13 protein-coding genes and 1 tRNA gene are annotated in these 14,020 nt (G+C 65.7%); 6 read left to right on the forward strand and 8 right to left on the reverse strand.

What is annotated here, in order from left to right; translation table 11 throughout:
• Positions 1–15: 15 nt before the first annotated feature.
• The 4 genes from ACFC0O_RS18135 to ACFC0O_RS18150 form a co-directional block, all read right to left on the reverse strand.
• A complete protein-coding gene (locus ACFC0O_RS18135; RefSeq protein WP_375959153.1) occupies positions 16–1,179 on the reverse strand; it encodes an FAD-dependent oxidoreductase in 1,164 nt (387 codons plus the stop codon).
• A gap of 229 nt (positions 1,180–1,408) precedes the next feature.
• Positions 1,409–2,167, reverse strand: a complete 759-nt coding sequence (locus ACFC0O_RS18140; protein WP_375959155.1) for an SDR family NAD(P)-dependent oxidoreductase — start codon at positions 2,165–2,167, stop codon at positions 1,409–1,411.
• Positions 2,168–2,267: 100 nt separating this feature from the next.
• Positions 2,268–3,455, reverse strand: coding sequence for an epoxide hydrolase family protein (locus ACFC0O_RS18145; protein WP_375959157.1), 1,188 nt, complete (start codon positions 3,453–3,455; stop codon positions 2,268–2,270).
• 137 nt (positions 3,456–3,592) lie between these two features.
• Positions 3,593–3,904 carry an EthD family reductase gene (locus ACFC0O_RS18150; protein ID WP_375959159.1) on the reverse strand — a complete coding sequence of 104 codons (312 nt, stop codon included), beginning with the start codon at positions 3,902–3,904 and terminating at the stop codon, positions 3,593–3,595.
• A 131-nt stretch (positions 3,905–4,035) separates the two neighbouring features.
• Here ACFC0O_RS18150 and ACFC0O_RS18155 point away from each other — a divergent pair, with 131 nt between their 5' ends.
• The gene (locus ACFC0O_RS18155) at positions 4,036–4,938 is read left to right on the forward strand and encodes a LysR family transcriptional regulator (RefSeq protein ID WP_375959161.1); all 903 of its coding nucleotides are present in this window, start codon (positions 4,036–4,038) and stop codon (positions 4,936–4,938) included.
• Between the two features lie 156 nt (positions 4,939–5,094).
• On the opposite strand, the gene ACFC0O_RS18160 is transcribed toward ACFC0O_RS18155, so the two are convergent.
• Both ACFC0O_RS18160 and ACFC0O_RS18165 read right to left on the reverse strand, forming a co-directional pair.
• Positions 5,095–5,283: a YegP family protein gene (locus ACFC0O_RS18160; protein WP_375959162.1), complete on the reverse strand. Its 189-nt coding sequence runs from the start codon at positions 5,281–5,283 to the stop codon at positions 5,095–5,097.
• 581 nt (positions 5,284–5,864) lie between these two features.
• On the reverse strand, positions 5,865–6,245 hold the full coding sequence (locus ACFC0O_RS18165; protein ID WP_375959164.1) for a hypothetical protein: 381 nt from the start codon (positions 6,243–6,245) through the stop codon (positions 5,865–5,867).
• A gap of 560 nt (positions 6,246–6,805) precedes the next feature.
• On the opposite strand from ACFC0O_RS18165, the gene ACFC0O_RS18170 reads away from it, so the two are divergent.
• Positions 6,806–7,261, forward strand: a complete 456-nt coding sequence (locus tag ACFC0O_RS18170; RefSeq protein WP_375959166.1) for a nitroreductase/quinone reductase family protein — start codon at positions 6,806–6,808, stop codon at positions 7,259–7,261.
• A 327-nt stretch (positions 7,262–7,588) separates the two neighbouring features.
• Positions 7,589–7,661, forward strand: a tRNA-Arg gene (locus ACFC0O_RS18175).
• 239 nt (positions 7,662–7,900) lie between these two features.
• Here ACFC0O_RS18175 and ACFC0O_RS18180 read toward each other — a convergent pair.
• Positions 7,901–8,959, reverse strand: coding sequence for a helix-turn-helix domain-containing protein (locus ACFC0O_RS18180; protein WP_375959168.1), 1,059 nt, complete (start codon positions 8,957–8,959; stop codon positions 7,901–7,903).
• Between the two features lie 132 nt (positions 8,960–9,091).
• Between ACFC0O_RS18180 and ACFC0O_RS18185 the strand changes: the two genes are divergently transcribed.
• From ACFC0O_RS18185 to ACFC0O_RS18195, 3 genes are all read left to right on the forward strand, one after another.
• Positions 9,092–10,321, forward strand: coding sequence for a serine hydrolase domain-containing protein (locus tag ACFC0O_RS18185; protein ID WP_375959170.1), 1,230 nt, complete (start codon positions 9,092–9,094; stop codon positions 10,319–10,321).
• Positions 10,322–10,392: 71 nt separating this feature from the next.
• Positions 10,393–11,016 carry an NAD(P)H:quinone oxidoreductase gene (gene wrbA, locus ACFC0O_RS18190; RefSeq protein ID WP_375959172.1) on the forward strand — a complete coding sequence of 208 codons (624 nt, stop codon included), beginning with the start codon at positions 10,393–10,395 and terminating at the stop codon, positions 11,014–11,016.
• Between the two features lie 310 nt (positions 11,017–11,326).
• A complete protein-coding gene (locus ACFC0O_RS18195) occupies positions 11,327–12,520 on the forward strand; it encodes an MFS transporter (RefSeq protein WP_375959174.1) in 1,194 nt (397 codons plus the stop codon).
• A gap of 191 nt (positions 12,521–12,711) precedes the next feature.
• Here ACFC0O_RS18195 and ACFC0O_RS18200 read toward each other — a convergent pair whose 3' ends face one another.
• Positions 12,712–13,956, reverse strand: a complete 1,245-nt coding sequence (locus ACFC0O_RS18200) for an MFS transporter (RefSeq protein ID WP_375959176.1) — start codon at positions 13,954–13,956, stop codon at positions 12,712–12,714.
• Positions 13,957–14,020 lie beyond the last annotated feature (64 nt).

Below are 14,020 nucleotides of genomic sequence, written 5' to 3' on the forward strand. Positions count from 1 at the left end.
TGGCGGACTCGACGGTCAGTTGTTGGCTCGTTGGATGGCGCGCTGGACCAGACTGCGGATGCCGGGTAGTTGGATCGCGCGCAGCATCATTTCGCCCGCCCACACATGCGCGCGGGACGGCGGGGCGAATCGCCCGATTCCCCTGCGCGCCAACGTCTGTCGTTTGTGCACCTCCGGCCGCAATGTCGCCTCCCAGCTGTCGAGGGCAGCGGGAATATCGTCGTGTTCAGCCAGTGCGGTGCCCAGCCGGTCAGCGCCGTCCAGTGCCAGGGCAGCGCCGTAGCCGGCGAATACCGTTACGCACCAGGCCGCGTCGCCGAGCAGGACGATTCGGCCCCGGCTCCAGCGATCCATCACGATCTGGCCGACCGAATCGAAGTACGCGATGCCGGGTGCGGCGTCGAGTTGATCGAGTGCGTCGGCCACACCGCCACCCAGATCCCCGAACGCTCGGGTGAGCGCGGGTGCGGCGCCGAGCGCGAGGTCGGCGTGGGGGTCCGGGCAGCGGTAGGCGAAGAACGCCGAGGACCGTTCCGGCCCCAGATTCATCACCGCGGCCGTGCGTCCGGGACCGATATAGGTGGTGCCGACACCGTCGGGCATGTGGGCGGGCGGTTTGTCCAGCGCGAATGCGCCGACCATATGGCCCAGGTCCACGAAATACGTTGATTCGGTACCGAATACGAGCTCCCGCACCCGGGAGTGCACACCGTCGGCGCCGATGAGGAGGTCGGTGTGCAACTGTGTGTCATCGCTGAGGGTGACCTCGACCTCGCCGGGAGTCTGGGTAATGGCCCGCACCGTGGTGCCGAATCGGATATCGGCGAACTCGACGACGGCGTCGTACAGCGCCGATTCCAGATCGCCGCGGAATACACTCAATGCCCGGCCGCCGACGGCGGCCTCGGTGACAGCGGCGGGGATCCGGAATTTCTCCCGACCGTCGGCATGAACCAGGACCGAGGTGAAGAATCCGATATCGCGCGGGGTCAGCGCCGGTAGCAGCCCGAGCCGCTCGGCCGCGGCGAATCCGGGTCCGTGCAGGTTCACCAGATAGCCACTACTGCGGCGGCTCGGCGCGTGTTCGACCACGACAACGTCCCAGCCCTGCCGATGCAATCGCAACGCCGCGGCCAATCCGGCGATCCCCGCGCCGACGATCGTTGCCCGCCTGCCCACTGACTCATGTTGGCGCGCAGCACTTTCGAAGGCTTCCATGGCGACTCCTCGATTCGATGTGCTGTCGGCGACATCACTCATGAACCATCGCCGTCCGTCAACTAGTAGTTGACCGGAAGTCAATCGTCAACTACTAGTTGACTCATGAATCGACAGGTATCACCGGGCGGTGTGATCGCCGCGGAGGCATTTCCACACAGCCAGCACGCGTTCGGGTGCGAGGCCCGCCTCAGCGGGCTTCGGGATCGAGGCCCAGGACCGCGCGGCCGCCATCGACGGGCAGGGTCGCGCCATTGACGAACCCACCGGACGCGGAGAGCAGGAACTCGACAGCGGCGGCGATCTCGTCACCGGTCGCCGCGCGGCCCAACGGGTGCAGCGTCGCGATATCGCGTTCGACCAGCTTCGCGGCGTCGGGAGTGAGAGCAGCCAGGTATTCGGTGAAGCGTTCGGTTTCGACCGAGCCCGGTGCGACCGCGTTGACCCGGATCCCGTGCCGACCGTATTCGACCGCCAGCGCTCTGGTCAGACCTCCGATCGCGGCCTTGGCCGTGCTGTAGGGCAGGGCACCGGAAACCGGTCGTTTCGCCTGGTGGGAACTGATATTCACAATCGCACCGCCGGTGTCGGCGGCGAGGAATCGCCGCACCGCGGTTCGACACCCGGTGAGCGTGGGACGCAGATTCGCGTTGATCAGCTCGAGAACTCGGACGGCGTCGGTGGAATCCAGTGACGCGTCCTGGAATACGGCGGCATTGTTCACCCACCCGGCGAAGGTGCCGAGCTCTTGTGCACGGTCGGCGGCCTGATCGGTGACCTGTTCCGAACTCGCGTCGCCGACCACCACCGCGACCTGCCCGTCAGCCCACGACAACGCCTGTGCGTCGCGCTCGATCACCACGACCGCGTGTCCGCGACTCAGTAGCCGTTGCACGATCGCGGCTCCGATTCCGCGTCCGCCACCGGTGACAACGTACGACAGTGTCATAACTTCGATGGTAGACAACGGAATTCATCCCGCACTCCGCCGGCAAACCGATACGCGTCGGATCAGCTGACGAATTGGTCGTCTCCGCAGCGGTTTTGGCTCACCTGATGGTTCGACTTTCCTCGGCCGCACTGGAACTCGCGATACGAGAGATACGGCGCTCGGCGATCGCATCGGCGGTCGCGCGCAAGTCATCGGCGAAAAGTTCCGGTTGTTCCCATGCGGCGAAGTGTCCGCCGCGGGCGGGTTCGCTCCAGTGCACGATATCGGTGAATCGCCGTGCCGCCCACCGGCGTGCGGGGCGCGGGACTTCCTTGGGGTAGACGCCGCAGCCTGTCGGCACGCCGATCGTGTCCTCGACAGAGTCGGTGAACCACCGGCTGACCTCCGCGATGCTCTCCCAGTACAACCGAATCGAGGAGGCGCCGGTGTCGGTGAGCCAGTAGAGGGTGATGTTGTCGAGAATCTGGTCGCGGGTCAGGCCGGGCTCGTCCGTCCAGGTGTACAGCTTTTCCCCGATCCATCCGGCGAGGGCGGCCGGTGAGTCGGTCAGCCCGTATCCCAGCGTCTGCGGTCGAGTGCCGTGCACGGCCGAGTATCCGGATCCGGTGCGAGTGCGTTCCTCCAGGTCGGCGAGTGCGCCTCGTTCTACGTCGGTGAGGGCCGTGCTGTGATCGGGTGGGACGAGCGGCGGTACGAGATGCAGGCCGATCAACCGATTCGGTTGCTGGAGCGCGATTTTGGTGGAAACACTGGTCCCCCAATCGCTTCCGGCGGCCAGGAAACGCGGATATCCCAAACGGGTCATCAATTCACACCAGGCGCGGGCGATTCGACCGATACCCCAGCCGGTGGTCGCGGGCTTCCCGCTGAAGGCGTAACCGGGCAGCGATGGAACCACGACATGGAATGCGCGCTCACCCGCGGGCGGGTCGGTCAGCAGCGGAATCAGCTTCTCGAATTCCAGGAAGGATCCGGGCCAGCCATGGGTGAGCACCACCGGCGTGGCTTCCGGATCGCGAGAACGCATATGCAGGAAGTGAATCGGCAGACCGTCGATGGTGGTGCGAAACTGTGCGATCTCGTTGAGCCGTCGCTCCGTGGCGCGCCAGTCGTATCCCTCCATCCAGTAACCGCACAGGCCGATCATGACGTCCAGCGGAACGCCTTGGGACCAGTCCGATACCGGTTCCCGCTCGGGCCAGCGCATTCGCGCCAGCCGAAGGCGCAGATCATCGAGCCGCGTCTGGGGGATGTCGATATGAAAAGCGTTGATGGTCTCGGACATTCGTGGTCTCCGTCTCGGCGAACATCACATTCCGGCGGGGTCACCGGGTTCGGGTCCGGCCACCAACCCACCATAGATCGCATCCGGGGACGCGTTCGGCCGAGCCGGCCGACGCGTCCCGGAGCGTGGGGTCCGACTCAGTCGGTGCGGTCCTGGACCGGATAGTCGATGACGACCACGCCGCCGGTGGCGTAGTTGGCGACATCGGCGGTCACCCGCTGACCGTGCGCCGATGCCCGTGCCGCGGCCAAGGCGTCAGCGTCCGCGAACTCGGCCTCGAAGACCGCGAAGTACGGCGATTCGCCCAGCGCCGAGGCCACATCGAAGCTGTAGCGCCACGCGAGCACACCGGGCCACTCCATGACCAGTGGGAGGTGGGTGCTCACGTAGTAGTCACGGAAGTGGTCCGGGTCAACGGGCGTGGGATAGAGGACCAACAACTTATGCACGGGTGCCTCCTGCACTGCCAGGGATCGGTTGAATCGTCATATGCGCAGGTTAGGGCCTACTGCATAGTCGAGGGAAAGACCGGAACGAGATAGACTCAGAACGGATCGTTATCAATCGATGGGGAGGGTGTGTGGCGCCGGATACGGTGAGCCTGCGGTATTTTCTGGTGCTGGCGCAGGAATTGAACTTCACCCGCGCGGCCGCACGCATCGGTATCGCCCAACCCGCACTCAGTGCCCGCATGCGCCGATTGGAGGCGGAACTCGGCACCAGCCTGCTGGTTCGCAATACGCGCAGCGTCGTATTGACCACGGCCGGTGCGGCTTTGGCCGAGGCCGCGCCACCCGCGCTGGCGGCGCTGGACCGGGCCTGGGACACCGCCCGGAACGCGGGGTCCGGTGAGCTGGGAACACTGCGCATCGGATATAGCCTCAGCACGGGAGCCGAGACGGCACCGGCCCTGGTGGACAGGCTCATTCGCAGCAGCCCGGGACTCGAGGTCGGCGCGGTCCCGATGACCACACCCGAGATCTCCCCCGCGGTCGCCGACGGCCGCATCGACGCCGGGATCACCCGTGGTGAGCAGCCGGGTCGTGGTGTGCGGCGGTTCCCGCTGCGGCGTCAGCGCGTCGGAGTCCAACTGGCACAGGATCATCCGCTGGCCGAGCACTCGGAGATCGAGATCGCCGACGCGGCCGCGTATCCCGTGCGACTGCCCGACCGCGCAGCCAACCCCGTGATCCACGATCAACTGTCCGCCCTGTTCCGCAACACCCAGCCGAGCCCCCGATTCCACACGCCCGCAGTCTCTTTCGACATGTCCCAACGCGACCTCTTCGACGCACTCACCCTCGCCCCGTCCGGAGAAGCCGCAATCGCGGTGGCACCGGCCGGCATCACCTGGCGACCACTGCGTGGCGCACCCGCCATGACCATCCACCTGGTCCTCCCCCGCGTGCAATCACCACTGCACCGCCGCATCCGCGGCATCGCCAAAACCCTGGCGCACGAACTGCATTGGCTGCCGGACTGACCCGCAGCACATCACGGGTGACCGCCGACCTTCGTCTCGGAGCAGACCGCATTGTCTGGCAGATGGCCCATCTCACACGAAAATCCTTCTGCCCCTTGGGCGGAACCGCCGTGGACCCGACAATAGGACACGTTGCCGGGCCACGGCGAACCGAATCTACTTCGCGTCGGTCAGATCGACCAGTGCGGCTCCAGCCGCATTGGTCTGCACCGAGGAGATCCCCTTCTTCGCCGCATCCTTGCTCGCGTACGCCTGGCTCTGCGCGATGACTTCACCATTGGCCGCCTTGAGCCGCCACCGGAACTTATCGGCCGCGTCAGCGAACAGTTCGAATTTGCCTGCCATGACTACCTCGTCCCACCACATTGAGAAACGCGCATCTGACAGAAGATCAGCGTAAGCGTGTTCATCCCGACCGGTCGGCATAGACATGCGCCATGTTCGAAACGCGTCCTGCACGTTGAGCTCCGGCAACGGGATGAGTGCACGGTCGAACCCGCTACGGCAGCACCCGTCAGCCGGTGGGGTCACTCCGGCAGCAGGGTTGTCACCAGGCCTCGAGTCGATCGGGACCGATCCAACGCTGATGGATTCGTACTTCGAGAAAATGGTCGCGGTCCGCCAGCCCGCAGGTACCCGTGCCATACCGGGCCTGAGGACGCCGCCCTGCGCGAAACGACACGACCCATCACCATATCCGCGATTCGCGATCTGGTGACCCAAGCCGCGATCGACTGCTACGCCCGCCGCTTCGACTTCGTCCTGATCGACCTGGGCAGCCAGCACCTCCCGGTCGAAGCTACCGAGGGCACAGCCGAACTCCTTGCCGCCGTGGTCACCCCGCTCCAGGCGGAAAGAACTTATCCGAGCGGCGCGGTGCCGACCGAGGTCGTCCAATCCCCGGGCAGGTGGCCACTCCGGTCGAACTACTTCGGCAGCTGGGCCCGATACTCGTCGAGCAGACGAAAGAAGGCACTCATCGCGGTCTCACCCTCGTCGAGATTGTCCTCGATGGCACGGGCCCAGCCGAGCACCGTGGCCGCACTCCACCCGTAGGTCTCACGCAGCCACCAAGCGAAGGACCCTACCGGATCGAGAGCGAAATCCTCAGGCACAGAATGCAATCTGAGCGCGGTGCTGTACCCGAACAAAAGCACCTCGAGGTCTCGCAGCGACTCGTCCCGAACCCACAGCGCCGGCCGAGGCCGCACGTTCTGATCCAGAAGCTCGTACACATCGCGGCACTCGCGCACGGGCTTGACCGACCTCTCCGGGCCGTAGGAGCGCGCGGGACCCTGACTTGTCATGCGCCCCACTCAATCACGGATCCGCACCGCCTGCCCCTTCCGGATGGTCGCGGGACGAAGCACGACTCGACCACCCCGAAAACCGTGGTCTGGTGCCGACTCCTCGGCGACCACGACAATGGAAAATGACCGACAGCAGCGAACAAGGGGTATGCAAATGCCGTGCAGCGCGGGCATTTTCGCCGATCCTCCCGTCCCACTCTCCGCCAGTGAGATGTCGCGTGCGCGCGCCGCGGCGAGAAAGGCCGCGCGGGATACCCGGGGGCCATTTTCCAGAGCGCGAAGCAGGTATCGCCGCTACCGTCAGGACGCCGGGCACACCTATCTGGACTGGCCGCGCTGGCGGACCGCCTACCTGAGCGCGTTTCACGGCGGCCCGCGCATCCGTCCGCACGGTAGCGGGATCGGCAGCAACGGCAGTTGGGCATCCGCGGGCGGGATGGCCGGCGGGGACTAGACCTCGATCCCTGGCCATTGACTCGGAGCGGCCACACATGATGCAGTCACATCGCTCGCGAAAATGTCGACAGCAGATGCCGGCCAACTAGAGGGGAAAAGCCATGGGCGACAAACAGAAAACCCCCGATTGGGTTGCCGAAAGCGGCGCATGGGTGCTGGAAAACGGACACCGCACCCTGTTGAAGCTGACCGGAGGCCGCTGGCCACACAGGCTCGGCTCAATGCAGACGTTGGAGCTGCACACCATCGGTCGCAAGAGCGGTCAGCGGCGCTCCACCTTGCTGAGCGCGCCCATTTTCACTCCGGAGCGCATCGTCGTGATCGCCTCACTCGGCGGCGCATCGCACAACCCCGCCTGGTATCTGAATCTCGTTACCAATCCCAATGTCGAGATCACTGTGCGCGGTGAGACCAAGCCGTACATCGCGCGCACCGCTTCCCCGGAGGAGAAGGCCGAGCTCTGGCCCGAGATCACCCGCGGCGTCGGCAACCCGTATGACGGATATCAGCGCAGCACTACGCGAGATATCCCGGTGGTTATCTGCGAACCTGCCTGACAGCGGCTCGGCCACGCCGCGGTGGCCGGTTGGTTTCGCCCGGTCAGGCGGGCATGACAACATTGAGTGCGGCCGGATCATTGGCGATGTGCGAGTGGCATTTACAGACGTGGCAGGTCTACAACCCCGGCGTTGGACTCGTTCCCGCCACCCTCGGCGACCCGGCGCCCCATCAATGCCCTGAAGGACGTGAGGAGTCCGGCACCGATGCCTTGCTTTTGGGCGGTCCGCCGCAACGTTCCGTTTGTCGTTCACGTCAACGCCAGATGAGCGGACATCCTCGCCCTACCCACTCCTTAGGGAAGCGGGTACGTTTCTGATCGAGCTGCCCTCGTAGCTCAGGGGACAGAGCGACGCTCTTCTAAAGCGTGGGCCCGAGGTTCGAATCCTGCCGAGGGCGCCCAGGCGGGAAACGTCATTTCCCAGGTCAGACCTGTTCCCCAAATCGCAGGGAATCAGGGCGAACTCTACGCCCCAGGTCAAGCGTCGCAGGTCCGCACCATACGGGCTTGCTGTCAGCTAACACCCGAGCTCAGAGCGGGCGGTGTGGCATGAGTATCGAGCCCATCGCGCTGAGGGTATCGGTTGGCAGAGTGGGGCCGGTCGAGGACATTGTTCGCGATCGCGTATCCGGTCGGCTCAGCGGTTCTCGCCACGTCGACCGATAGTTGGGCTCGAAGAATCCGGGGGTGCCGTACTGGCCATTCGCCGATAGCCGTCCGGTGTCATAGCGGTCCAGCGTCGGAAGGCGCGGTGCAGGGCACGAGCATCGGCGTAGCCGAGCCGGGCTGCGACCGACCGGACGGGAAGTCCGGTGTCGCGCAACAGGTTCAGGGCCTGTTCATATCGGACGGTCTCGACCTCCTTGCGCCACGTGGTGTTCATCTCGTGCAGTCGGCGCTGCAGGGTGCGGGGACTGATGGCCAGGCGGCGGGCCACGCCGTCGAGGTCGAGGTCTCCGCGGCGCAGGGCTGCGGCGATGGCGTGGCGGAGCTGCTCATGCCAGTCGGGGGCTGAACGTGAGGAGGCGAGCGTCAATTCGACGTACTGCCGCATGATTCGCCCGATGTGCGGGTCGGCTCCGGTGGGGAGCGCGCCGACGTCGAGGAAGGTGATCTCGGCGCGAGGTGCGGCGAAGTCCAGTCTGCTGGTGCCGAATTCATCTACCAGATAACTATGGCGCCGGGAGGACCGGTGGGTAAAGGCGACCCGCACCGGCACCAACTGTTGCCGGGTGGCTTCGCGGACCCGGCGCAGCATGAGGGAGAGCACGAATTCCTCGATGGGTGCCAGCACCATATCCGGCTCGATCCCAACCGAATCGCGAATGATGAGCAGACCACCGTCCTCGACCACCTCCCAGCCGACCGCCGGATCCGTCACGATTCCACGAAGTTCCATAGCTGTGCGGAGGCTCTCGGCGAGAGTCGGACCGCTGGAAAACAGATAATCCCACGCACTGAGTCCGCCCCGGTCCGCAGTGGCCGTCGCGCACAGTCCCGAGCCCGGCCCCGCGAGGTTGTATATCAATTCCCACATCCGCCACGCCGATTCGGTCGGCACGCGGGTGAGGTCGCTGTCGAGGTCGGCGGGATCCAGGCCAGAGACACCCACGAGCTGAGCGGGTGCGACGCCGACCCGCAAGGCCGTGGTCCAGATCAGTCCGGCGGTGCGCGCGGGAATCGTGCCTTCGATCACCGGCGGAGCATATCGATCGACGGCTACTTCCATTTGGACGGTGTGGCGTGTGAGACCGCTCGTGCGGCGCGCCGTGCCCCTCCGAAGGTGTTCGGATCGGTCCTAGATTCGGTGTCGCGAAAGGAGATTCCGATGGAATACAACACGAGCGGCTTCTCGGAAACCGGGCTTCGCCGAGTACGCGATGTGCTGACCCGGCACATCGAATCCGGCAAGATCCCCGGGCTCGTCGCCCTGGTCAGCCGAGGCGAAGAACCCCACGTCGAAGCTTTGGGAACCATGCGCGCCGAGGGTGGTACGCCGATAGGCCGGGACGCCATCTTCCGCATGGCTTCGGTGTCCAAGCCGGTCACGGTGGCCGCCGCCATGGTTCTGCTCGACGAATGCCGGTTCCACCTGGATGATCCGGTGGATCCGTGGCTGCCGGAGCTGTCCGATCGCCAGGTGCTGCGACGGGCCGACGGACCTTTGGACGACACTGTGCCCGCGCGGCGTCCGATCACCGTCCGGGATCTGCTGAGCTCCACCTTCGGACTCGGCGTCGACCTCACGCTGATGGGCTCACCGATCATGACGGAGGTCTTGGATCGGGCCAACTACAACCCGGACGTGGGCCCCGCACCAGAACCCGACAAGTGGATGCGCCGGCTTGGGGAGCTGCCACTGTCATACCAGCCCGGGGAGCGGTGGCAGTACGAACTCAGCCACGATGTGCTCGGTGTACTCGTCGCCCGAGTGTCCGGTCAGACCTTCGAAACGTTTCTGCGCGAACGCATCTTCGACCCGCTAGGCATGAAGGACACCGGTTTCCACGTTCCCGCGGACAAGATGCATCGGCTGGGCCCCAACTACACACCCGACCCGCAAACCGGCGAGTTCATCGTGTGGGACGAGGCGGAAGGCGGGAGATACAGCAGCCCTCCGGTATTCCAGCACGGTGGCGGTGGACTGGTCTCGACCGTCGACGACTACCACGCCTACTTCCGGATGCTCCTGAACCACGGCATGCACGGCTCCGAACGGATCCTGTCCCGGCCCGCCGTCGAGTTGATGACCACCAATCGCCTCACCCCCGAACAACAGGCCGACCGAAATGCACTGGCCAAGAACAATGTTCATCTGTCATTCGGCCAGGGGCAGCAAGGCGGCTGGGGATTCGGGATGGCGGTGCGCACCTACCGCGGCGATTACGCGTCCCTCGGGCAGTTCGGCTGGGACGGCGGCACCGGTACCACGGCCTACGCCGATCCGAGCAATCGACTCACCGGAATCCTGTTCACTCCGGTCGGGCTGTCCACACCGGATCCGGCGTGGCTCATCCACGATTTCTGGACCACGATCTACCAGGCACTCGACGATTGACCAGAAGCTGGCGAACAGGCCCCTGCGGCCACTTCCGCACTTCCTCCCTCGATCCGACCAACGGAAACCCAATGTCTGAATCTCCGATCAATGTCGCCGTCGTGTACTACTCGGCGACCGGCACGGTCTTCGAACTGGCCAAGGCCGCCGCCACCGCCGCCGAGAAGACCGGTGCCCAAGTGCGCCTGCGCAAGGTGGCCGAACTCGCTCCCGCACAGGCGATCGCATCCAATGCGGGCTGGTCCGCGCATGCCGCCGCGACCCAGCACATCGTCGAGGCGGCCCCGGCCGATCTGGAATGGGCCGATGTGATCCTGCTCGGCGCACCGACCCGATTCGGTCTGCCCGCCGCCCAGCTCAAGCAGTTCATCGACACCACGGGTCCGTTATGGGCGCAGGGCAAACTCGTCGACAAGGTCGCCTCGTCGTTCACCGCCACCGCGACCACGCACGGCGGCCAAGAGTCCACCATTCTGGCCTTGAACAACACCTTCTACCACTGGGGGGCGATCATCGTGCCGCCCGGCTACGCCGATCCGATCCAGTTCCGAATGGGCAATCCCTACGGCACCAGCCACATTTCGAACAATGGCGACGTCTCGCCGGGTGAGGTGGAGCTGGCCGCCATCGAATTCCAGACCCGCCGAACCGTAGCCATCGCGCAGGCCCTACAACTCGGCCGAGCTGCCATCTGACCGCACCGAGTGGGTGGGTTGTCGACCGATCGCGACATGGTGCCTCGTCGGCACCCACCCCTCGAGGCCATCTGCGACTTCGATGTGCGCGCGGCCGCCTCGGTCGACCGGAAGAAGTCGCCGAGGTTGTTTCCTGGCTGGTCAGCGATGCCGCCGCGGAGCATCTTCGGACAGGTCTTCCGCGTCGACGGCGAGATCGCCTGAGCTACGAGCGATCCCCGAGATCCATCCCCCGTCAGGGTGACCCCGCATAGAAATAATCTCAACATTGAGATACTCAACGTAGATATATACCTTAAGGATTGGGACCATGACCAGCATCACAACGGCAGATCCCCTCGACACCGAAGAACAGGTATCGGTCAAGCGCTGGCTCGGTGTGGCCGCGGTAGCCGTCGGCACCTTCTCCGTCGTCACCTCCGAACAGCTCCCCGTCGGACTGCTCACCTCCGTCAGCAGCGCCCTGAATATCTCCGAAGGCACTGCGGGACTGATGATTACGGTGCCCGGCCTGGTCGCCTCCGCCACCGCGCCGATCCTTCCGGTCGCGATCGGCCGCCTCGATCGACGCCATGTCCTGCTCGGTCTCATCACCCTCATGGTCGGTGCCAACCTGCTGTCGGCCCTCGCGCCGAACTTCGCGCTGCTGCTCGTGTCCCGCCTGCTGATCGGCATCGCCATCGGCGGATTCTGGTCGCTCGCGGCCGGTATCGCCGTACGAATGGTGCCCGACAAGTTCGTCCCCAAGGCCACCGCGATTGGCTTCGGCGGCGCCACCGCGGCCAATGTCCTCGGTATTCCCGCCGGCACCTTGATCGGCGGACTCACCGACTGGCGTATCGCATTCGGACTGCTGGGCGGTCTCGGGCTGGTGGTGGTCGTTGGACTGCTGTGGCTGCTGCCCGCCCTGCCCGCCGACACCCCCGTGCACCTGCGCACCCTCACCGATCAGTTCCGCAACCCCATTGTGCGCACCGGTGTTCTCGTCACCTTCCTGCTGGTGAGCGGCCACTTCGCGGCATTCACCTTCGCGGGCCCGATTGTCGAGTCGCACATGGGAATCGACAAGTCGCTGCTTGGTCCGGTGCTGCTGGCCTTCGGCATCGCGGGCATCATCGGCAACTTCACCACCGGCGTGGCCACCGGCCACGATGTCCGCGCCACCATCATCACCATCAGCGTCGCCCTCGCCTCGGTGCTGATCCTGGTCGCCCTCATCGGCGGCAGCCCCGTCACCGGCGTCATTCTGATGATCGTCTGGGGCCTGTCCTTCGGGGGCATTCCGGTCGGCGTTCAGACCTGGATTCTGCGCGCCGCCCCGCACACCGCCGAGGCCGCCACCGCCTTGAACACGGCGGTGTTCAACCTCGCCATCGCCCTCGGCGCACTGTTCGGCGGCGTCGTGGCCGACGCCGTCACCTCGACCGCGGTCCTGTGGTTCGGTGCCGCATTGAGCGCCCTGGCCTCGGTCGCGGTCCTCACCACCCGTCCCGCCCACAGCTGACCCATTCCACGAGGAGTTACCGTGACCACCCCATCCGAAAACACCGATCGCCCCACCACCGATACCCGGACCGTCGCCCTCGCACCGGCCCCCTTCCCTCGCCGCCCGAGTTGGCGCTCGCGATCCTGCATTGTGCCGCAACCGGTTTCGACTCGGCGCAACGCCTGACCGACAACTCGAGATCCAACCCGTCAGAGGTCGCCGCGACGCGGGGAAGTTCCTGGATTCGCGGCGCGCAGGGATTTCGAGCTCACGCGGAGCCCGGTGGCGGGGCCGAGCGCGCGGGCGCCGAGCGCGGCGAGCATCACTACGGCGACCGAAACCGCGAGACCGGCGCTCAGTCCCCAGCGGTGGGCCAGGAATCCGATCAACACCGGCCCGGTGAAGAAGCCGCAGTATCCGAGAATCGAGACATTGGCGATGGCCCGAGCGACCGGAATCCCAGGAACTTCCCCACTGGCGGCGAAGGTCAATGGCAGGGTGTAGGAGATGCCGAATCCCAGCAGGGCCAATCCGATGAGCGCGGGAACCGTGCCGCCGACGAGCAACGCCGCCCCGAAACCGACGCCCGCGGTGAGCGTACCGGCCAGGAATGGACGCACCCGCCCGAATCGGGTCACGAGCCGATCCCCAGCCAGTCTGCCCAGCGTCATGCCCGCGGCGAAGATCGCGAACCCGACGGCGGCAGCGGTGCCGCTGGTATGGATTTCGTCCCGCAGATAGACCGCCGACCAGTCGTTCGCAGCCCCCTCGACCAGCGCGACAGCGAACGCCAGCAGCCCCAGGACGATCAACCGGGCGGGCCACCGGCGGCCACTGCCGTGCTCGGCATTCGCCCCGGCGATGCTATCGGCGGCCGACGGCAACAAGCGGCCCGAGCGCACCACGGCCGTGGCGATCGCGAGCAATGCGACCACCCAGAAATGCACCACCAGCGACACACCCAGCCGCTCAGCCACCGCGCCGGCGAGCGAACCGCCGATCAGGCCCATGCTGAAGTAGGCGTGGATGCCGGAGAGCAGCGAACGCCCGGTCACTTTTTCGACGACCACGCCGTGCGCATTCATCGCGACATCGACAACACTGTTCGCCATCGCGAAAACGACAGCGGCAAAAGTCAATCCGATCCGATCGGGCACCAGCAGCAAGCCGGGCAGGCACACCGCGAACACCGGCACCGCAACCCGAAGCGTGGACCTGCTCCCGAACCGCAGTGCGACAAATTTTCCCAGTTGCAGCCCAACAATCGCTCCGATATTCAGTCCGGCGAAAACCACGGCGAGCCCCGCGTCATCGAGCCCGACGCTTTCCTTGACCGTCGGAATCCGCGCGGCCCAGGTGGCGAAAAGCAGACCGGAGAGCAGGAAGATCAGCCGCACGGACCACAGCGCCGACCGATACCCGGCCTCCGAATGCACATCGCTGTGAATCGCCACGGGAGGCTCCTCTCGACACTCTCGAACACCCGGACCGCGCGGGAACGCCCTTCGAGGCAATCAT

It is taken from the genome of Nocardia sp. NPDC056100, assembly GCF_042266325.1.
GTDB lineage: Bacteria > Actinomycetota > Actinomycetes > Mycobacteriales > Mycobacteriaceae > Nocardia.